Below are 20,371 nucleotides of genomic sequence, written 5' to 3' on the forward strand. Positions count from 1 at the left end.
GCCGGCACCGTGCTGAAGCCGGCGAGAGGCGAGATCGGGAATTCTCGGCGGTCGTACAGCAGAGGTGGGAGAGGACCGCTCCTTGTCATGACGCAGGCTTGCCCCTCTCACTAGGGTGGGTACTTCGGGAAACGCACGAGGGTGGGGGCGAGCTGTGGCAAGACGGCCGGATGGCGCTGAGGTCGCGGCGGTGCTGCAACGGGTCTTCCGCGAAGGATTACTGAGCGGGAAGTCCGCCTTCGACCCGGAACTGGCCGCCTGGAATCGGGCGACCGCGTCCGATCTGCGCGCCCGCTTCGTCGACCGGCCTGACGAATCGTCGGACACCTTTGTCGTCAAGCTGAGCCGCCAGCTCGCCGAGGCTCCTGACGAGACGATCGTCCTCGCTGCCGAGCTGCTCCTCGTGAACATGGCCCCGCTGGTTCCCGAACAGATCGGCCTCAAGAAGAAACTCCAGCTCCTCCACGAGGTCCTGTCCTGGGCCGGCCGCTCCGTGCATGTGCCGCCGGACATGACACCCGCCCTGAAGGGCTTCCTCCACGGTGGGCAGGGCTTCCTCAACTACCGGTGGGCGCAGTTCCAGGTCTTGGTCCTCCTCGTGGAACGGCTCGCCGGGACGGAGCCTGTGGAGCGGCAGGCACTGCTCGAAGACCCCTGGCGGTTCCGGGCCCTCTGCTTCGAGATCCAGGACTCGGTCGGCCACAAGAAGGGCCGCGCCCAGATCCACGTACTGCTCTTCACGCTCTTCCCCGAGCACTTCCAGCCCATCGCCAGTGGCCACCACAAGCACCAGATCCTAGAAGCGTTCGCAGAGGATCTCCCCGACCCGACCGGCAACGACGACAAGGACCTGCTGACGCTCAGCAGAGCCCTCGAGGCCCAGACAGGCCAAGCCGTCGACTTCTACGACGAGCCCTGGGTCGGACGCTGGCGCAAGGGAGCCGTGCAGCATGAGCAGCGTGGCTGGCTGGTCCGTGGCCACAACGTGGACGGGCACGACTTCATTCCGGCCTGGCTCGGCCAGGGCTACTGCTCGGTTTCCTGGCGGGAGATCCCGGAGATTCCCGCCGGCGCCAATAAGGAGCAGGTCCGGCGGGCGGTCGCCGAGGCCATGCCCGAGGCCACCGCCCAGATGCGCGCGGCAGCCGCCTACCAGCTCCATGTCTTCCTGACCGTCATGCAGCCGGGGGACCTGATCGTCACCGTTACGGCGGACGAGGTGCACGTCGGCACCCTCCAGGGCCCACCGACGTACGACGCCTCCGACGGCCTCGACAACGCCCGCCGGCGCCCGGTGCGCTGGGCCACCGCCGAGCGCCCCCTCGTCCGTGCCGGCCTCCCCGAGAAGGTCCAGGCGCGGCTTCCGCTGCCGCCGACCGTGTACGACATCAGCAGCGTGGCCGCCGAACTCGCGGAACGTGCCGGCCTGGAGGCTGTGATCGCCGAGGAGCTCGTGGACGTCGACGTCACCAAGCGCCTCGAACTGCCGCAGGTCACCCAGGAACTCGCGGACGAACTGCTCATGCCGTTGGAGTGGCTGCGGGAGACAGCCGAGCAGCTCCAGGAGCAGCTGCAGCTGGTGCTGCACGGTCCGCCCGGCACCGGCAAGACCCACCTCGCCCGTGCCCTGGCCAGGCATCTGGCGGGCCCGGACCGGGTGGAACTCATCCAGTTCCACCCCTCTTACACCTACGAGGACTTCTTCGAGGGCTTCCGTCCGGTGCGCGGCGACGGCGGGTCGGTCGTGTTCGACGTACTGCCGGGCCCGTTCAAGCTGCTGTCCGAGCGAGCACGGAAGGACCCGGCCAATCCGTACGTCCTGATCATCGACGAGATCAACCGGGCCAACCTGGCCAAGGTCTTCGGCGAGCTGTACTTCCTGCTGGAGTACCGCGAGGAGCCCGTCACCACGCAGTACAGCCCTCACGACCCGTTCCACCTGCCCGCCAATCTTTTCCTCATCGGCACGATGAACACGGCTGACCGCTCGATCGCTCTGGTCGACGCGGCGATGCGCCGCCGGTTCGCCTTCCGCCGGCTCTCCCCTGAGAAGCCGCCGGTGCAGGGCCTGCTGGCCCGCTGGCTGCATGCCCGAGGTCACTCGGACACCCCGGCCCGCCTGCTGGACGCACTCAACGACCGTCTCGGGGAGGCGGACCGAGCTATCGGCCCGTCGTATCTGATGAAACCCGCCGCAGTCCGCCCCGGGGGCCTGGACCTCATCTGGCGCACCCAGATCCTGCCGCTGCTGGAGGACCAGCTCCACGGCACGGGCGTCGACGTCGAGGCGGAGTACGGCCTGGAGTCCCTGAGTGCGGCCGTGTCGCAGTCGGACCCGCCGGCGTCGGATCCGCCGGCCGGTCTCCCGTCCCAAGGTGTCCCGCCGCAGGACAAGCCGGCCGACTCGTCGCCCTCGGCCCTCGAGTCGTGACCTCCGACCTCACGCTCACCGTCCAGGAGACCGGCCGCGGCACCCTGCACAAACTGACGGGCGACCAGGTGGCGGCCCTGGTCGCCGTGCCGGACCTGGTACGGCTGACCCCGACACCCAGCGGGCTCTGGACCGTGCGGGGCAACCAGAAGGTGGGCACCGTCCGGCTGCGCACGAGATCAGGCGATGCGATCCATCTCCATCTGCGCCCCAAACTCGGCATCAGAGACCTCCTCTTCCTCCTCTCCTACTCCTCCACCGACCCCTGGCGCCCGGAACCGGTCACCGCGGCCACGACGGACGACCTTCTCCCCGCCCTCGCCGACCTGCTGGCCCGCACTGCCCGCCGCACCCTGGAAGCAGGCGTCCTGCACGGCTACCGCGAAGTGGAGGAGGACCTTCCCCTGATCAGGGGAAGCATCCGTGCCACAGCTCAGCTCCGTCGTACCGGCCTGCCCCTGCCGATCTCGGTCAGGTACGACGACCACACCCCGGACATCCCCGAGAACCGCATCCTGCTGGCCGCCCTGAACCTGGCCGCCTACCTGCCGGGCGTCCCCCAGCCGACGCGCCTGACCCTGCGCCACCTCGCCGACCGGCTTCACGGCGTTCGGCGCCCTTATCCCGGGGAACCACTTCCCGCCTGGACCCCGACTCGCCTGAACGCCCGTTACAGCCAGGCCCTGCGACTGGCCGAACTTCTCCTGACCGGCCGCTCGATACAGCAGGAGGGAGGGGCACCGGTTGTGGCGGACGGATTTCTGCTCGACCTGCCGAGAGTCTTCGAACGCTTCCTGACCATGACCCTCAGTGCGGTAGCGGCCCGCCACGGCATCCGTTGCGCACCTCAGGACGCCCACCCCCTGGACAAGGCCGGCCGGACATCCATACGCCCCGACCTGGTCCTCTACCGCCAGGGCCGCCCGGTCTCGGTGGTGGACGCGAAGTACACGTCCTTGGAGGGCAAGGCATCCCGGGAGCATCTCTACCAACTTCTGGCCTACTGCACCGCCCTGGGCATCACCCACGGCCACCTCGTCTACGCGGCCACGACTCCGGGCACAGCTCCCATCGACCACGTGATCCGCAGATCGTCCGTCACGATCACTGCCCACGCCTTGAACCTGAACGAACCGCCCGCAGGACTACTGGCCCAGATCGATGCCCTGGCCGTGAGGACTGCGAAGGCCCTCGAGGAATGAGGGTGCGGCCGCCGTCGTGTCGCACGACTGATGCGGGCCGCCGGGCTGCAGGGCCGATACCGCCGACGACGGCACGTGACCATGATCCCCGATCCCAGGGCTGCCTTGCGTCCCGACCTCATCGTCCGGGACTTCCGCCCCTACCGCACCGGGCTTGATGCCCGCTGGTGCGGCGACATCACAGATGTCCCGACCGATGAGGGCTGGCTCTATCTGGCCACGGTCATCGACATCGCCTCCCGGCGTGTGGTCGGCTGGGCAACCGCCGATCATCTGCGGGCCGATCTGGTGGCCGACGCGCTGAAATCCGCCTGCCAGCAGCGTCGCCCCACCCATCCCGTGATCTTCCATTCGGATCGCGGCTGTCAATACACCAGTCAGCAATTCGCCGTCCTGGCAGCCAAGTTCGGGATCCGACTGTCGGTCGGCCGCACCGGTCCATGCTGGGACAACGCGCTCGCCGAGTCGTTCTTCTCAACCATCAAACGCGAACTGCTCGGCACCTCCGCCTGGCCCAGCCGGGCCGCCGCCCGCACAGCGATCTTCGACTTCATCGAAGGCTGGTACAACTTGCACCGACTGCACAGCGGCCTCGGCTACCTCAGCCCCGCCGAGTACGAGACCGCACTCGCAGCCTGACCACCACACCAAAGGTGTCCGTCAAAGCGGAACAAGCTCAGAGGAGGGGGCGGTCGCCCTCCGATGTGCCTCCGGAGGCGAGGTCGTCCGATGCGTAGAGACCTGAGCCTTCTGGAGGTGTCCCTTGCTTGCCGTACTCAGTCACCCTGAGTGAACAACCCCTTGGGCCCTGACGACTCTGGGGGCGGATAGTGAAATCTGTCGCGCGGCGAGTGTGGCGTAGGTCACCGCACGAAAGATTTCAATGCCCAGCTCAGAGCGTCGCGCACTGAAATCTCTAGCGCGGTCCAACAACCGGCACCCCGTGAGCCCCCACCAGGGCCGACGAGCGCTTAGCGCACGATCTGACACGGATGTTCCTCAGGCCCCGATTACTCACCATTGTTGTAGCAAGCCGCAACTACTCCACCAGGTCGCTCCGCCTCTTCTTGCTCTTCACGCTGTTGACGGTGCTGATGCCCAACGGATCGTTCTGGCCAGCACAGGGCGGGTTGGCAGCGGAGGTTTCGTTCCGAGCGGCGTCTGCGAAAACGGAGGATCGGGGCGACCACGCTCAACCTCCACGAGCATCGCGGTGCCGTCCGCCTTGCGCATGCCATCACCGGAGACCAGGACTTTAAGTGTGGTAACGGACCTAGCTCCCACCCAGCCCGCCGCAGTCCCGAGGCCTGGTGGCACGCGTGAGAGGGCGCTTCGAACACAGGTCGACGGGGGAGTGGGGTTCGCTTGCGGAAGTCCGTTACCACACTTAGAGGGTGTCCGTCATCGGCGGGCGAGGGGCGTCCGAACTGGCTCTGCCTGGATCACGACGTCCGGCCTTCGGTCTGAACTGGCAGGGGACGGTGGCAGGATGATCAGACATGCCGCTTGTGTCACCCCCCTGCACTACCCTCAAGGACACGGCGCGCTGACCTGAAGCAGAGTCAGCGCAGGGGACGAGAGACGGTTGCGGGATGTACGGCGAGCGTCAGGACCGTATTGAGCGGACGACCGAGACGGGACGATCACACTCGGGACACCGGGTAACCGAGCGGCTCTTGAAGCAGGTTCCTGACCGGGCGCAACAGTCCACCGTCCACCGCCTCATGACTCTTCCATCACAACCTCAGGCCTCCCCCGCGGGCCTTAGCCCGCGCGAGCCCGGCGTTCAGTGGGCAACACTTCCGACACTCATGCTGAGGAAGCCATGAACAGCAAGGATCACGATTCCCGCCTCCCGGCGGAGGCCCGCGCACGTGCCCTCATCGACCAGCAGCTGACTGCCGCAGGTTGGGCGGTACAGGGCCGCAAGGCGATGAACCTGTTCGCGGGCGAGCTCGGCGTGCACGGCGTCGCGGTGCGCGAGGTCGTCATGGCACCGGGCCACGGCCGGGTCGACTACCTGCTGTACGTGGAAAAGAAGGTCGTCGGGGTTATCGAGGCCAAACCGCAGGGCACGACCCTGTCAGGCGTGGAGTGGCAGTCGGCGATGTACGCCACCGGCCTGCCGCCGGAACATCGCAAGCGTGCGCACACGGTGGGTGATCGCATCCCGTTCGTGTTTGAGGCCTCCGGGTCGGAAACTCATTTCACCAACGGCTATGACCCCGAGCCTCGTGCCCGGAAGGTCTTCAACTTCCCCAAGCCGGCCACCCTCGCGCGAATAATTCGGGAAGCCCAGGATGATCCCGCCTTTCCGACCTGGCGAGCAAAGGTGCGGCGCATGCCGGCACTGAACGTGGAACGGCTGAGGCCCGCGCAGACCGAAGCGATCTCCAAGACCGAGGCATCGCTGGCGGCCCAGCGTGCAGACCGGTCGCTGATCCAGATGGCCACCGGTGCGGGCAAAACTCACACCGCCGTGACCCTGTCCTACCGACTGCTCAAGCATGCAGGGTTCAAGCGAGTGCTGTTCCTGGTGGACCGCAACAACCTGGCCAAGCAGACCGCTGCTGAGTTCAGCAACTACGAGACGCCCGACGACGGCCGGAAGTTCACCGAGCTGTACTCGGTCCAGCGCCTAACTGGTCTGGGCATGCTGGAGTCCTCGAACGTGGTGATCTCCACAATTCAGCGCGTCTATTCCGTGCTGCGCGGCAAGGAGATCCCCGAGGGCGATGACCCGGCGCTGGACCGCTTCGTGCCGGACGCCCCGGTGGAGATCGCCTACAACAAGGACATGCCGCCGGAGTCGTTCGACCTGGTGATCGTGGACGAGGCCCACCGCTCCATCTACGGGGTGTGGAAGGGCGTCCTGGAGTACTTCGACGCCCACATCCTGGGGCTGACGGCCACGCCGGGCAAGCAGACGTTCGCGTTCTTCCGCCAGAACCTCGTCTCGCAGTACACATACACCGAATCGGTGGCCGACTGCGTGAACGTGGACTTCGACATCTACCGCATCAAGACGGAGGTCTCGGAGAACGGGGCGAAGATCGAGGCTGGCACGTTCGTGCCCAAGGTCGACCGCCGCACCCGCATCCAGCGCATCGAGGCCGTCGACGAGGACGTCGAGTACAAGAAGAGCCAGCTGGACCGGGCGGTGCAGAACCCCAACCAGATCCGCACCGTCCTGGAGACCTTCCGCGACCGGCTGTTCACCGAGATCTTCCCCGGCCGCACCACGGTCCCTAAGACGCTCATCTTCTGCAAGGACGACGCCCACGCCGAGGAGGTCGTCACCCAGGTGCGGCAGGTCTTCGGCAAGGGCAACGACTTCGCCGCAAAAATCACCTACCAGGCCAAGGACCCTGAAGGCCACCTGCAGGCCTTCCGCTCCTCCGCGAGGCTGCGGATCGCGGTCACGGTGGACATGATCGCCACCGGTACCGACGTCAAGCCACTGGAGTGCGTGTTCTTCATGCGCGACGTCCGCTCGGCGCAGTACTTCGAGCAGATGAAGGGCCGCGGGGCGCGCACGATGCCCAAGCCCGACTTCCAGGCCGTCACCCCCGACTCCCAGACGAGCCCGGTTGCACGGGAGAAGACGAGGTTCGTCATCGTCGACGCCATCGGCGTCACCGAGCACGACTTCGTGGATCCGCCGCTGATGCGCAAGAAGGGCATCAGCCTGGAAAAGCTCCTGGGCAAGGCCGCAAGCCTCACGATCACCGAGGACGAGACCGCAACCCTGGCCTCCCGCCTGGCAGCCCTGGAGCTCCAGGTCACCTCTGCCGAGCGGGCTGAACTCGACAGGGTCGCCGGACAACCCCTCGAGAAAATCGTCAAGAAGCTAGTCGAGGCCTGCGACCCCGAGCAGCAGGCCGAAGCCATCGCTGCTGCCGGCGAAGGCGCGGACCCTCAACAGGTGGTCGACGACCTGCTCGAGAAGGCCATCACCCCGCTGGCGTCCAACCCCGAGCTGCGGACGCGCATCATGGAGCTACGCCGCCAGCACGACCAGATCATCGACGACACCAACCCCGACACCCTGCTCGAGGCATACGGCGTCGGCGCCGAGGACAAGGCCCGCGAGATCGTCACGGACTGGCGCGTCTACCTGGACGAGCACCGCAGCGAGATCTCCGCGATCCAGGCCCTGCAGCAGGCCGAGGAATCCGGTACCAAGCCTGCCGGGAGCACGTTCGCCCAGATTAAGGAACTGGCCGACCGGATCGCCCGTCCGCCGCACCAGTGGACCCCGCAGCGGCTGTGGGAGGCCTACGAGCAGGTGGAGAAAGGCCGGGTCCGGCCGAACACAAAGGCCCAGGTCACGGACCTGGTGTCCCTGCTGCGCTTTACCCTTACGGGTGACGACGAGTTGGTGCCGTACGCGGACAAGGTCAACGAGCGGTACCAGGGCTGGCTACGGCAGCAGGAGCAGGCCGGCATCGTCTTCACCGAGACACAGAAGTGGTGGCTGGACAACGTGGCGGACGTGATCGCCTCCTCGGCTGGGATCGACGTCGACCAGCTCGACGGTGCCCCGTTCGACGAGCGCGGCGGCATCGACGGCGCCCTGCGCGACCTGGGCGACCAGGCCGGTGAACTGCTGGAGACGCTGAACAAGGAGTTGACCGCGTGACGACATGGGCCACACTGGACGACGTCCTGATTGGTAAGAAAAAAAGCGAAAAGGTCCAGCAGGGTTGGAGCCCGCAGTGTGACCGGCAACCCGCGGAGCCGGACCACTGGGGAGTTCTGAAGACCACGGCCATCCAGGCTGGAAAGTTCCTCGACCACGAGAACAAGAACCTGCCCGCCACTCTTCAACCGCGCCCGCACCTTGAAGTGAAGGCCGGAGACATACTCATGACCTGCGCTGGCCCGCGCGGGCGCTGTGGCGTTCCTACCTACGTGCGCGCAACCCGCGAGAAGAATATTTTGTCGGGCAAGATGTACCGCTTCCGCCCGAAGCCGGATCTCATGGACCCCCGTTTCCTCGAGCTCTACCTGCTCAGCCCTGATGCCCAGCGAGTTATCGACGGCATGAAGACCGGCATCAGTGATAGCGGCCTCAACCTCACCAAGGACCGCTTCCTTGGGCTGAAGGTTCCGGTCTTCCCGCTGCCCGAGCAGCAGCGGATCGTTGAAGTGCTGGAGGACTATATCTCCCGCCTCGACGCGGGCGTCGACTATCTCGACGCTGCAGAGCGACGTCTTGGGTCGCTTCGCCGCGCTCTGCTCAACGACGCGTTTTTCCCTGCCCGGCAAGGTGAGCACGATGCCACCGCATCTCCCGCGGACAGCCCCGAAGGGTGGCGGACTGTGGCTCTGCCTGAAGTCGCAGCGATTCAGGGTGGTATCCAGAAGCAAGCCAAGCGCCACCCTGTGCTGAATAAATTCCCTTTCTTGCGGGTGGCGAACGTGACCTCGACGGGGCTTGACCTGACCGAAGTTCACCAGGTCGAGCTCTTCGAGGGTGAGATCGATAAGTACCGCCTCTGTAAAGGGGACTTGCTGGTTGTCGAGGGGAACGGCAGTCCCGACCAGATCGGCCGTGCAGCTGTCTGGGACGGGAGCATTCCCGACGCCGTGCATCAGAACCACCTGATCCGAGTGCGTCCTCTAGACGAAATCGATCCCAGGTACCTCGGCTTGGTTTGGAACTCCCCGAAGGTCCGGGAGTATCTGTCTCGCGTCTCAAGTTCCTCAAACGGACTCCACACTCTTAGCGTGAGGAAATTGCGGCAGGTCATGATTCCGCTTGCTCCGTTCGCAGACCAGCAGCGAATCGTCGCAACGACTGAGGGCAGGCTCTCCCAGTTCGACCTCCAAGCGCAGCACATCGCCATTGCCCGTCGTCGAGCGGCATCCCTTCGTCGTTCGCTCCTGGCAGCCGCTTTCTCCGGCAGACTGACCGGCTCGGCCTCCGATGCCGAGCGGATCGAAGAGATCGCCGCTGAAACCATCGAGACTGAGGCTCCTGAAGGTGTGCTGTTCTGATGGCGGGCAAGCAGGTGCGTCTGTTCCTGGTGGACGGCAAGGCCGGTGGTCTGACGACCGCGGAGATCATGACGTGGACCGGGCAGCTCCTCAAGGGGGCCCGCAAGGACCTGGCGCGTATCCGGGAGCGCAAGGAGGCGCAGAAGACCGGCGTCTACATCCTGTTGGGTGAGGACGAGGAGACCGGGAAGACCAAGGCGTACATCGGGCAGTCGGACAACGTCGCCAAGCGGCTGAGCTCGCACGACCAGAACAAGGACTTCTGGTCGGAGGTCGTGGTCATCGCCTCGAAGGACTCCAACCTGACCAGCGCGCACGTGCGCTGGCTGGAGTCGAAGCTGATCGGCATGGCCAAGGCGATCAGCCGGGTGCCGCTGGAGAACGGCAACGAGCCCACCGGCGGTGCGGACCTGCCCGAGGCGGACGCTTCGGACATGGAGGAGTTCGTCCGTCAGCTGGAGATCCTGCTGCCGGTCCTGGGCGTGGACGTGCTGCGTGGCAGGGCTACTCGCCCGGCTGTCGGTGCTCCCGACGCCGCGCAGACTGTGCCTGCTGGGTCTGGTGACCCGCTACCAGTCACCGAGTCCGAGCAGGACCCTGCGGCGGAGGACTCCCCTGTGTTCCGCCTGTTGCAGATGCCCGGTGCTCAGGCGCAAGTCGTCGACGGGGAGTTCACGGTTCTGGCCGGCTCTGAGGTGGCTGCGGAGATGCCGGACCGCCCCAACTACAAGGCTTCGTCGGCAAAGCAGTACAAGGTTCGTCAGGGCCAGCACCGGGACCTGGTCGCGGACGGATCGATCGCCGTCGGCCCGGACGGGACCGCACGTCTGACCCGTGACGTCGTGTTCGGTTCCCCGTCAGCCGCCGGAGCGGTCATCGCTGGACGGGTGTCCATGAACGGGCGGATCAGCTGGATCACCAAGGACAACGTCACTTACGCCTTCTGGGAGTCCGGCAGCCCGAGCTGACCGGCCCAGAAATCTACTCATCTTGCAGGGCGTACGCCTTGGGCAGGGAAGGAAACAACGTGGCGGACACTCGCCGGCTGGTAGACAAGCTGTGGACGTACGCGGGAGTGCTGCGGGACGCCGGGGTGGGCGTGCTGGAGTACACCGAGCAGCTGACCTACCTGCTGTTTTTGAAGATGGCGCACGAACGTGCCCACCGGCCGCTCAGGCCCGAGCAGATCGTCCCCGAGGAGTACTCCTGGCAGCGCTTGCTGGACACCGAGGGGGTGGCCCTGGAGACCCAGTACACGCTGATCCTGCAAGGGCTAGGCCGCCAGCCGGGCATGCTGGGAACGATCTTCCGCAAGGCGCAGAACCGGGTGCAGGACCCGGCGATCCTCAAGCGGCTGATCCATGACCTGATTAACAAGGAGACATGGTCGGGCGGCGGTGACCTCAACGGCGACGCCTACGAGGCTCTCCTGTCCAAGGGCGCCAGCGACAAGGGGTCGGGAGCGGGCCAGTACTTCACGCCGCGGTCGGTCATCTCCGCGATCGTCGATATCGTGCGGCCCACCGTGGAGGACACGGTGGTCGACCCGGCCTGCGGCACGGGTGGGTTCCTGCTGGGAGCCCACGAGTACGCCTCCCAGGACGCCGCACGCATGAACCCCGAACAGCGTCAACACCTCAAGGCGTCGTTCGTGCACGGCGTGGAAATCGTGGACGGCACTGCACGCCTGGCTGCCATGAACCTGCTTCTGCACGGCATGGGTGATGCCAAGGGCAAGTCGCCGATCGAGGTCAAGGATGCCCTGATCGACGACCCCGGTAAGCGCTGGTCGGTTGTGCTGGCCAACCCGCCCTTCGGCACGAAGTCCTCGATCACGATGGTGGGCACCGACGGCAGGGAGGCCCGCGAGGACCGGGAGATCGAGCGCCACGACTTCGCGGTCACCACGAGCAACAAGCAGCTCAACTTCCTGCAGCACATCATGACGATCCTAGACATCAACGGCCGAGCCGCAGTGGTGCTGCCGGACAACGTGCTGTTCGAGGGCGGGGCCGGGGAGGCGCTGCGCCGACGTCTGCTGGACGACTTCGACCTGCACACAATCCTGCGTCTGCCCACCGGGGTGTTCTACGCCCAGGGGGTGAAGGCGAACGTGCTGTTCTTCGATAAGAAGCCGGCCAGTGAGACCCCATGGACCACCAGGACGTGGGTGTACGACCTGCGGACCAACCAGCGCTTCACGCCCAAGAAGAACCCACTGACCCGCGGACACCTGGACGACTTCGTCCAGTTTGCCAAGCCCGGTCAGCCCCGTGAGGAGTCCGAGCGATTCAGGTCGTTCACCTACGACCAGTTGATCGCCCGTGACAAGGTCAACCTGGACATCATCTGGCTTCGGGACGAGTCTCTTGAGGACCTCGACCACCTGCCTGCCCCCGACGTGATCGCCCGCGAGATCGTCGAAGACCTCACCGCTGCCCTGGCAGAGTTCGCGGCCGTCGCCGATGCTCTGGAGGCCAAGGAAACAAGCGAGGCCTGACCCTGCAGACCGCCTCGGAGGGCGCAGGGATGTCGACTGAAACCGGGTTTCGCCGTCCCACTCGCTCAGGTGGGACACAATGTCCGGAGTCCAACTAACGCAAAGGTAAGTCGAAATGACCATCACACAGGCCGACCTCAACGCCCTCAGCGTCGCCCACCCGAACCTGAGCGCGAGCGGATACGGCTCAAGCGCCTTCGCCCCGAAGCCTGTCCTTCTCGACGAGGTTCAGGCTGCCTACGCCTGGATCGCTGAGCAGACCTGGCTGACTGTGTCGGCGGAGAGCTCCTCGTACGGCCTCAAGCATGCGATGGAGCGTGTGACCGGCATGTACGTCACGAACGGCGCGTTCATCGCCGCGGCGCTGCTGCACGCCCCGGCTGGCCTGGAGGTCAAGCTGGACGACCTGAACCCGGCGATCGGGATCAAGGTGGAGGGGTAACCCGGGCGGCGCCGTCAGACCCGCTGCGTCACCGCCTTCACGGGCGACACCATTCGGCGTCGTCCAGTTCGGCGGTGCGGAGGGAGCCGGCGACCTTGTCCGGCATGTTGTCAACGTGTTTACCGAATGGGTGGAATGTGGACGCAGCATCAGGGGCGGGCGTGCAGGAAACGGTGTTCCCTGTACCGCCGTATCAGCTGCCACCGCCGCGCCGAATATGCTAGGTCCTCGCGGCAGGCGTCGAGAAACACGCCCTGGGCGGCGACGAAGGCCTCGGTCAGCCGCTGGAACCGGGCGCCGGTCAGATCGGCGAGTGTCTGGGACGGTCCCGCGGAGGATTCACCACCAAGATCCCTCGTCGCGGAGGGACGATGCCGGCCGCTCGCCTTCGTCCTGACACCCGGACACTACGGTGACGGACCCCAGCTCGAGCGGGTCCTGGAGCAGGTACGGGTGCCCCGAACCGGAGTCGGCTGGCCCCGCACCCGGCCCGACCGTGTCCTGGCGGACAAGGCCTACACCTCCCGCAGAAACCGCCGCTACTTGCGACGACTTAGCATCCCGCACACGATCCCCGAACGTCTCGACCAGCAAAGACACCGCAAGAACCGAGGCTCCCGAGGCGGTCGCCCCACCGGCTTCGACAGCGAGCGCTACAAGAAACGCAACACCGTCGAACGCACCATCAACCGCCTCAAAGGCTGCCGGGCCGCCGCCACCCGCTACGAGAAACGCGCCTACGTCTACCTCGGCACCGTCACACTCGCGGCCCTCATGATCTGGCTCAGGACATGATCCGAGAAACAGTTCCTAATGAGCAGGCCGAGGCGCACGGCTGCACGTTGGTTCCCCGGATGGCGCGCGCGGCCTCTACTGGCTGCTGACAGCCCTATTCGTGGGCGCCGACCCTTCAGATGGGAGATAACAGCAAGAAGCTTGGGCCAACCCCCAGAGGGCGAAGGTCCGTTCCGGGGAGCCGACGGTGGGGCGTGATGCTCGTGTCGAACCGAGACGTTGCGATTCGGTTCGACACGGACCGACACAAAGCTGCAGCAGAACACGGAGGGAGGGTTGTGTAGCTTCTTGCTGTTATCCAGATCCATGACACTGGTTCCGTACGCTGGGACGCATGCCGTCCGCCCGCACCCGCCAGGTCGATGCCTCCGTCGCCATCGGCCAGTTCCTCGACGCGCTCGAAGCCCGCGGATACGTGTACGAGACCCGACGACTGCGCGCCCGTTTCCTCGACGAGTACCTGGAACACGCGCTCAGCGAGGAACAGGCCACTGCCCTCCCCGTCGACGAGCTCATGGACCTCACCCGCGCCCAAGCGTGGCTCGCAGCCGCTGCTGCCGGCAGGACCCGGACCCGCAACACCCTGACCGGGCCCAACGCCGTCGCCGCCAGCAACACCCAGCGCGCCCGCATCCAGACCTGGAACTCCTTCGCCGAGCACCTCGGCTTCTCCCTGCGGCTGGAGACGCCCCCTGCCGCCCATGGCGACTGGCTGGAACCCGAGGAGTCCCACAAGCTGCTGCGAACCCTCGCGGTGAAGCGCCCCGTCGGCTCCAACGCCGCGACCGCAATCCGCACCGCCGCAGTGGCCGCCCTCGTCGCCGCCACCGGCCGCTCCGTACCCGAGCTGCACCGCCTGGACGTCGCAGACGTCGACCTGGCACACCGGCCCTTCCCTCAGATCAGCCTGGACACCGTGCCCCAGCCGCTCGACAAGGACACCGCCGACATCCTGCGCCGCTGGCTGGACGTCCGCGCCGGCATCACCCAGCAGCTCGAAGGCAGCGACCCCGGCTACCTGTGGATCCCCACGAAACCGGGCCGCCCCCGGGGCGGCGAAGAACCCCCCAAGCCCGGACTGACCCGGGCCGCCGTACGCACCCTGCACTCCGCCCACCGCAACCTCGTCCTGCAAGTCTTCGGCGCACCACTGCGCCCCGGCGCGCTGCTCCTGTCGCGCCCCTGACCAGCTCGGCGCGCTCGGCTTGGCCCTCAACGCCGTCGTGCTGTGGATCAGCCTCTACCTCGACCACGCGGTCGAGCAGATCGCCGCCGTGGAATCCCCTCGCCACTCTCTCCCCACCCCCAGTTCGACCCACCAACTTCCCAGCCGCTGTGCCTCCACCCAGCCTGCAGCCCCGGGAAGCGAGCTATGCGCGGGCCCGGGGCTGCAGGAGGACGATTTCGGCGAGCCGTGACTCTCGAATCATCCTTGCGAGCTGGTCGATGTTCGCCGCGTGCGCTGCGACGGGATGCGGCGCGCGCGGCTGGTGGGGTCGGCCCGCCAGGCACGGTGGGCACTGAGGAGATCAGCCCGCTGGTCGGGGTCGGTGTCCCGAAGCACCATGCGCAAGGTGATCAAATCACGCAGGCTGCGTGCGAGATCGGCCAACGCGGCCTGCGGGCGCCGCGCCAGGCGGGCCAGTAGGCCGAGGACGACGGGTGCGGCTACGAGAGCCAGGTGAAGGTCCATCAGTGGTATCTCCTCGCGGTCCGTTGGTGACGGTTTGGACGAGGGCCGGCCGGCCTGTTGATTACAGGGATAGCCTTGTCGGGCGTTCATAGGGTTGATGTGAACGAGGACGAACCACGAGGTCGACGACTGCACTCGGCGCTTAGGGGGATGCCTTGCAAGGGGGCGCGCACACGGAGCTGGCTGAACGTCTTCGCAGAGCCATGATCGACCGCAAGATGCGTCAGTCCGACCTCGCCACCGCCGCCCGGGTTTCCACCGGGGCGGTCAGCAACATCCTCAACGGCAAATCCGTGCCGGGCGTCACCACCCTCGAACTACTGGCTGCCTCGTTGAAAATCAGCGGGGAGGCGTTGGAGGAGCTCCACCAGCTCAGGGACCGGGCCGATGTGCGGACCCGCCGTCTCGACACTTTCCTGGCCGCCGCCCAGCGCGCGGCCCGCGAGCATCCCTACCCAGGCGTCATACCCGGTGCGGTACCACCGCTCGCCACCGTCTACCTGCACCAGCAGGTCACCCCGCACCCGCGGCTCGAATCCGGCAGCCACGGCGGAGTTGACGCCCCGCCCCGGCCTCGGAGCGAATCGCTGCCAGCCGGCGTTGTTCTTTCGGACGCACAGACATGCGTGATCCTCGCCGGCCCTGGCGGTGGCAAGTCCAGCTTGCTCCGCGCTCACCTCGCCGCCGTGGTCGAACGCTGGCTTCAGGGCCGCGGTGACAGCGTGGTACCCGTGCTTGTTCCAGCAGCGGCTCTGTCCGGGCCGCCGCTGACCCAGGCCCTGGCTTCAGCCGCAACTGCAGAACTCGCTTCGTACGGCCTGACGGACGAGCTACCGCCGGCGTTCTTCGGTGTCCCGCCGCAGCCCGGCGTGCGCTGGCTGGTGCTGGTGGACGGTCTCGATGAGGTCGCCGACCCGGTGGCCCGCAAAGAGATTCTGCGAACCCTGAACGCAATCGCGACCGGCGATCAGGCCGATCTTTACCGGTTCGTGGTAGCCACCCGCCCGCTGCCCACGACTGAACTCGACCTCTTGGGTCACGCCGTGCCCCGCTTGGAACTCCAGTCCTTCGACGCCGTTGACGTGGAGCATGTGGCGGGTTCCTGGTTCGGCGCTCTCGGCCTGGCTGAACCGGAGGACACCGCCAAACGCTTCGTTCAGGACCTTGCTCGCGCCGGGCTGGCCGATCTGGCCCGGATCCCGCTGATGACCTCCATGCTCTGCCAGGTCCACGCCGCTGCCCCTGACACGCCTCTGCCCGCCGGCCGCGGCCAGATCTACCGCGACTTCATCGACCTGCTGCACAAGCACCAGTACGCAGACGGGCCCACGGGAATCCGGACCCAGCTCTGTGCCGGCCTGGAACGCTATGGCCGCAATGCGGTGGCCAAAGCCGAGCACACGCTCGACCACCTCCAGGATCTCATCGCTCACCTGGCGGCCGAGCGCCATCGCGGGAACAACAGTCCGGTGGTCACCATCCTGGAATCCAGGCCGGAGGCACAACGCCCCTCGCGCGTACCGGCCGACGAATGGCTCGCGTTCCTTGATACCAGCCTCCGCCGCAGCGGTCTGTTCACCATCCGCGCCGGTGAGCTCGTCTTCCTCCACCAGACCCTTCTGGAATATTTCGCAGCCTACGACGCAACACGCGATCCGGACAGCACCGCCCTTGCCCTGCAGAAGGCGTTTCACATTCCTGCGCGATACGGGCTGTTCAGCCGGCTGTCAGGCGACGCACCAGGCGTCAAACCGCGTCTGTGGTTATGGAGATTCTGGCGGAGCCCACATGGAGACTCCTCATTTATCGGCTTCCTCCTCGATACCGCTCACCGGAGCAACCCCGACATCGGTGCCCGCTATCTGGCTCGGCTGGCCTCCTTGCGCGCGGGCCTGGACGGCTGCAAATTCATCGCTGAGCAGTCACAGCTGGGCACTCTCATCCCTGGCGATGTTCTCCACGCGGCCGCAGACCTGTGCGCGGACTTGGCCACCGAACGGACCCTCGTCGGCGATGACCGCTTGGAGGCAATCGAAGCGCTGGTTCAGCTCGGCGACTCGCGAGCCGCCGACCTGTACGCCAACCTCGCCACCGGCACCAACACCGCCGTCTACCCCGCACGGCGCGTGGACGCGGTTCGGGCACTGGTTCAGCTCGGTGACTCGCGAGCAGCCGACCTGTACGCCAGCCTCGCCACCGACACCACTGTCGGCGGCTTCCGCGTAGCGGCGGCCCAGGAACTCGCCGCGCTCGACGACTTCCGAGCTGCCGATCTGTACGCCAACCTGGCCGCCGACGCCGGGATCTATGGTGATCGTCGTCTGGAGGCAGTAGAGGGCCTTGCCAGGCTGGGCGACCCCCGAGCCGCCGACCTGTACGCCAACCTCGCCACCGACACCGGCCTCTCCGGTGATCCGCATCGAAGTGGCCTCGCCGCCGCGATAGCCGCTGCTCAAGAAGGCCTTCCTCCCTACGGCATGTACCGCGTAGGGGCGGTGCATGCACTGGCCGCGCTCGGTGACCCCCGAGCCGCCGACCTTTACGCCAACCTCGCTACCGACACCAGCCTGCATGGTTTATATCGCGTGTGGGCCATAGAGGGCCTGGCCACGCTTGGCGACCCCCGAGCCGCCGACCTGAAGAAGCTGATCAGGCCCTGAGGCCCAAGAAGACCAATGGCGACCTCAAAATCTTCGCCACCCGCGTGAGCATGTGCGACGCCTTCTCGGGGGTCGAGACTGGTAGGCCCACATGTTGAGGTGTCGCGTATTCGTCAGCCGAGACGTGCTCATGGGCTGATGAAGTGACAGGCAGTGATGCTCCGGGAGTCTCACTTTCCGCTGTTTGACCTCGTCTTGTGACTTGAGAGCTTCCGCTTACTCCAGATAGAGAGCTGCCAAGCGGGGCAGTCGACGAGTCATCTCGTCGTGGTCATCGAAATCGAAGTTCCAGGTGGGGTCCAGCTCCCGGTAGCGGATGGTGGGTGAGCTTGGGGGGAGCTGATCACCGGTCGCCGAGATGTGTGCGTTCCAGGCGATGCCCAGCATGTCCTCACCCTCCAGGTCGATGCCGTTGGCTGCGGAGGATTGAACGATGGGCAGTTCTGCCAGGGCATCGGGGTCAGCGACTACGCGCTCGAAGGCTTCACGGCCCTGCGCGATCAGCCAGCCGCGGAAGTAGTCGAAGCCGTCGTCTGAGCACCCACCGTTGACGATGTAAGCAGCGGCCCACAGAGGATTGGTGTAGGAGTCAACCATCAGGTCCCACAGGGCCTGCTCAGCCGCGACGATCTCCTCGACCGGACGGAAGGCCAGCAGCGAGGTCGCCTCGCGAGCGACCGCTTCGCCGTCGTTCGAGTTGGACGCCTGATCGCGGGCTGCCTCAATGAGCTGCCAGAACTGCTGCTTGTTCATGGAGGCAGAGCATGCCACCCAGTACTGACATCGGGCCGATGGCGGGAACTTGCCCATCAGAGCCGCCACGTCGGGTTTGTCAGCGTGTGTGGTCGCCGGGTGCGTATCGGCTCCAGGTTCCTCCGGCTTCGGTGACCAGGCGGGTGGCCGTCTTGTCGTGGTAGCCGAGTGCCCTCGCGATGACGGGTGCCGGGGCTTGGAGGACGAGCTGGCGGATCCCGGAGCTCCTGCCTCGTTGCGGCGGGACGCCGATCTTTCGGAGGTGGACCTGGAGGCTGACCGGGTTCATGGGCTGCCCGGGCTGACGGCCGGGGAAGAGCCACTGCGAGCTCCTGCTGCTGGCGTAGGGCAGATGTTGCCGGGCCTGGATGTAGGCCCGCATGAGGTCGGCGACGGGCTCCGGCAGCGGGGACGGCGGGTCTCCCAGTCGGACGGCGACGGTGGTCTCGTCGTCGGTGATGTCGTCAATGGTGAGGCGGACGATACAGCTGACGGGCTGCGCGTAGAGGAGAACGAGCGCGGCGGCGACCCGGGCCCGCAGGGGCAGGGAATCGTCGTTGAGGACCCGGCGGAGGATCGCGAGCCGGCGGTGCTGGTGCAACGGTCGGCGACGGGGAGACAGAGCCGGATGTCCGTACTTCCGGGGTAGAGGCCGACGGCGGTCTGAGGCAGCACCGCGCGAATGGCGATCTCCAGGCGCAGGTCGCCAGAGCGGTTCGCCTCCAATGCGCGCAGCTGAGCGCTCGTCAACGTGTAGGTGAATCTGTGGTCGGTGCGCTGGTCGGGCCGAAAGGCGAGGGTGGCGTTCGAGGCGGCCAGGACGATGGGCATGCCGTGAGCGTGGGGGGCGTGGAGGCTGGTCTGCAGAATCAGCACGCGACCCGCCTCCGGCGCCTTCGGCGTGTGGACGTCCAACGTGAGCTGGAGCGTGTGGGTACCGAGGGCCTTGAGTAGGAGCAGGCTGTCGTCCCGAGGGCTGACGGCTATCGAGCCGATCGGCTCATCAAAGAGCAGGTTGTCCATCACGGCGGTGCCTCCCTGGTGTGCGTAGCACCGATTCTCGGTCCTGAACACGCGGCCGTGCGCACGTTTTGACCTTGATGTTCCGCAAACCCTCACTCCCGGGGGCGGGGCGCCGCCCAGTCGGGTCCCGTCCCCCGCCGACCGGCTCGGTCTTCGTAGGCGGTCGCGCCGTCAGCGCATGCAGATCGCGGAAGCGGGCCCCTCGGCATACGTCCACATGGGCCGGACACGGAATTGGAAAGCGGCTGAGGCTGGTGGTGTGGTCGGATTAGGCTGGTGGTCCATTTCCGCGGAATTGGGGGGATGCCATGTTGGTCGGGGGCTCATCTCTGCCGCGGCTGCCGGGGGCAGCGGCGTGGTGCAGGCCGTGGAAACGGACACGTGGACGGGATCCGGGGCGGCGTCGTTTGCCTCCTCGGCCGTGGTGACACAGCGCGTGAACGGGCGGAACTGGAGCGTCTGGACCAGACCCGAGCGGTGCTCGAGGCCGCCGGAGAGGCTGAGGAGGCGCAGCGGGTGCAAATTGCGCAAGTTGCCCGGTGGCAGACACGTCTGGAGACGCTCCCGGAGGATTTGCCGGTAGCGGAGCAGCAGCGGGTGGTGGTGGAGTTGCGGGCTCTGATCGCGCAAGCCGAGGCCGCGAACCTGTGCAGAGCGTGCACAACGTTTTCGGGCGGGGGACGTTCAAGAACAGCCAGGTCCTCGGTAGCGGCAGTATGACGGTCACGAACAACTACGACAGGTAGGGCGCCGTGGGGGGCAAGAGCAGTGCCAAGCGCAAGGGCAAGAAGGGCGCGAGGAGCCGCGAGGGCGGGAAGGTCACGAAGCCGAACCAGGCGCAAGGGGCGGTGGCAGACGCCAACAGGGCC

13 protein-coding genes and 1 pseudogene are annotated in these 20,371 nt (G+C 66.5%); 11 read left to right on the forward strand and 3 right to left on the reverse strand.

Annotated features, from left to right (window positions below):
* The first annotated feature begins 190 nt into the window (after positions 1–190).
* The 10 genes and pseudogenes from ABZY45_RS32605 to ABZY45_RS32650 all read left to right on the forward strand — a co-directional run bounded on the left by ABZY45_RS32605 (position 191) and on the right by ABZY45_RS32650 (position 14,559).
* Positions 191–2,431 (forward strand): AAA family ATPase, encoded by a 2,241-nt coding sequence (locus tag ABZY45_RS32605; protein ID WP_356745869.1) that lies wholly within the window; start codon positions 191–193, stop codon positions 2,429–2,431.
* Positions 2,428–3,633 carry a restriction endonuclease gene (locus ABZY45_RS32610; protein WP_356745870.1) on the forward strand — a complete coding sequence of 402 codons (1,206 nt, stop codon included), beginning with the start codon at positions 2,428–2,430 and terminating at the stop codon, positions 3,631–3,633. Before ABZY45_RS32605 ends, ABZY45_RS32610 begins: the two co-directional genes overlap by 4 nt.
* 30 nt (positions 3,634–3,663) lie before the next feature.
* Entirely contained in the window at positions 3,664–4,272 is a 609-nt protein-coding gene (locus tag ABZY45_RS32615) for an IS3 family transposase (protein ID WP_356745871.1), read from the forward strand.
* Between the two features lie 1,186 nt (positions 4,273–5,458).
* Positions 5,459–8,275, forward strand: a complete 2,817-nt coding sequence (locus ABZY45_RS32620; RefSeq protein ID WP_356745872.1) for a DEAD/DEAH box helicase family protein — start codon at positions 5,459–5,461, stop codon at positions 8,273–8,275.
* Positions 8,272–9,636 carry a restriction endonuclease subunit S gene (locus tag ABZY45_RS32625; protein ID WP_356745873.1) on the forward strand — a complete coding sequence of 455 codons (1,365 nt, stop codon included), beginning with the start codon at positions 8,272–8,274 and terminating at the stop codon, positions 9,634–9,636. Before ABZY45_RS32620 ends, ABZY45_RS32625 begins: the two co-directional genes overlap by 4 nt.
* Entirely contained in the window at positions 9,636–10,604 is a 969-nt protein-coding gene (locus ABZY45_RS32630; protein ID WP_356745874.1) for a DUF4357 domain-containing protein, read from the forward strand. The genes ABZY45_RS32625 and ABZY45_RS32630 overlap by 1 nt, the downstream gene beginning before the upstream one ends.
* Positions 10,605–10,663: 59 nt before the next feature.
* Positions 10,664–12,136 (forward strand): class I SAM-dependent DNA methyltransferase, encoded by a 1,473-nt coding sequence (locus tag ABZY45_RS32635; RefSeq protein WP_356745875.1) that lies wholly within the window; start codon positions 10,664–10,666, stop codon positions 12,134–12,136.
* 115 nt (positions 12,137–12,251) lie between these two features.
* Complete coding sequence (locus tag ABZY45_RS32640) at positions 12,252–12,578, forward strand: hypothetical protein (protein WP_356745876.1); 327 nt, start codon at positions 12,252–12,254, stop codon at positions 12,576–12,578.
* A 311-nt stretch (positions 12,579–12,889) separates the two neighbouring features.
* Positions 12,890–13,373: pseudogene (locus tag ABZY45_RS32645) on the forward strand (IS5 family transposase); the annotation flags it as partial.
* Between the two features lie 334 nt (positions 13,374–13,707).
* A complete protein-coding gene (locus ABZY45_RS32650) occupies positions 13,708–14,559 on the forward strand; it encodes a hypothetical protein (protein ID WP_356745877.1) in 852 nt (283 codons plus the stop codon).
* Positions 14,560–14,799: 240 nt separating this feature from the next.
* Here the strand turns inward: ABZY45_RS32650 and ABZY45_RS32655 are convergent, their stop codons facing one another.
* Positions 14,800–15,066: a hypothetical protein gene (locus tag ABZY45_RS32655; RefSeq protein ID WP_356745878.1), complete on the reverse strand. Its 267-nt coding sequence runs from the start codon at positions 15,064–15,066 to the stop codon at positions 14,800–14,802.
* A 155-nt stretch (positions 15,067–15,221) separates the two neighbouring features.
* On the opposite strand from ABZY45_RS32655, the gene ABZY45_RS32660 reads away from it, so the two are divergent.
* Positions 15,222–17,726 carry a helix-turn-helix domain-containing protein gene (locus ABZY45_RS32660; RefSeq protein ID WP_356745879.1) on the forward strand — a complete coding sequence of 835 codons (2,505 nt, stop codon included), beginning with the start codon at positions 15,222–15,224 and terminating at the stop codon, positions 17,724–17,726.
* A 216-nt stretch (positions 17,727–17,942) separates the two neighbouring features.
* On the opposite strand, the gene ABZY45_RS32665 is transcribed toward ABZY45_RS32660, so the two are convergent.
* Entirely contained in the window at positions 17,943–18,479 is a 537-nt protein-coding gene (locus ABZY45_RS32665; protein ID WP_356745880.1) for a DUF4240 domain-containing protein, read from the reverse strand.
* Positions 18,480–18,558: 79 nt separating this feature from the next.
* Entirely contained in the window at positions 18,559–19,080 is a 522-nt protein-coding gene (locus ABZY45_RS32670; protein ID WP_356745881.1) for a hypothetical protein, read from the reverse strand.
* Positions 19,081–20,371: the final 1,291 nt, after the last annotated feature.

The sequence above is a fragment of the Streptomyces sp. NPDC006516 genome (assembly GCF_040611875.1).
Classification (GTDB): Bacteria; Actinomycetota; Actinomycetes; order Streptomycetales; family Streptomycetaceae; genus Streptomyces.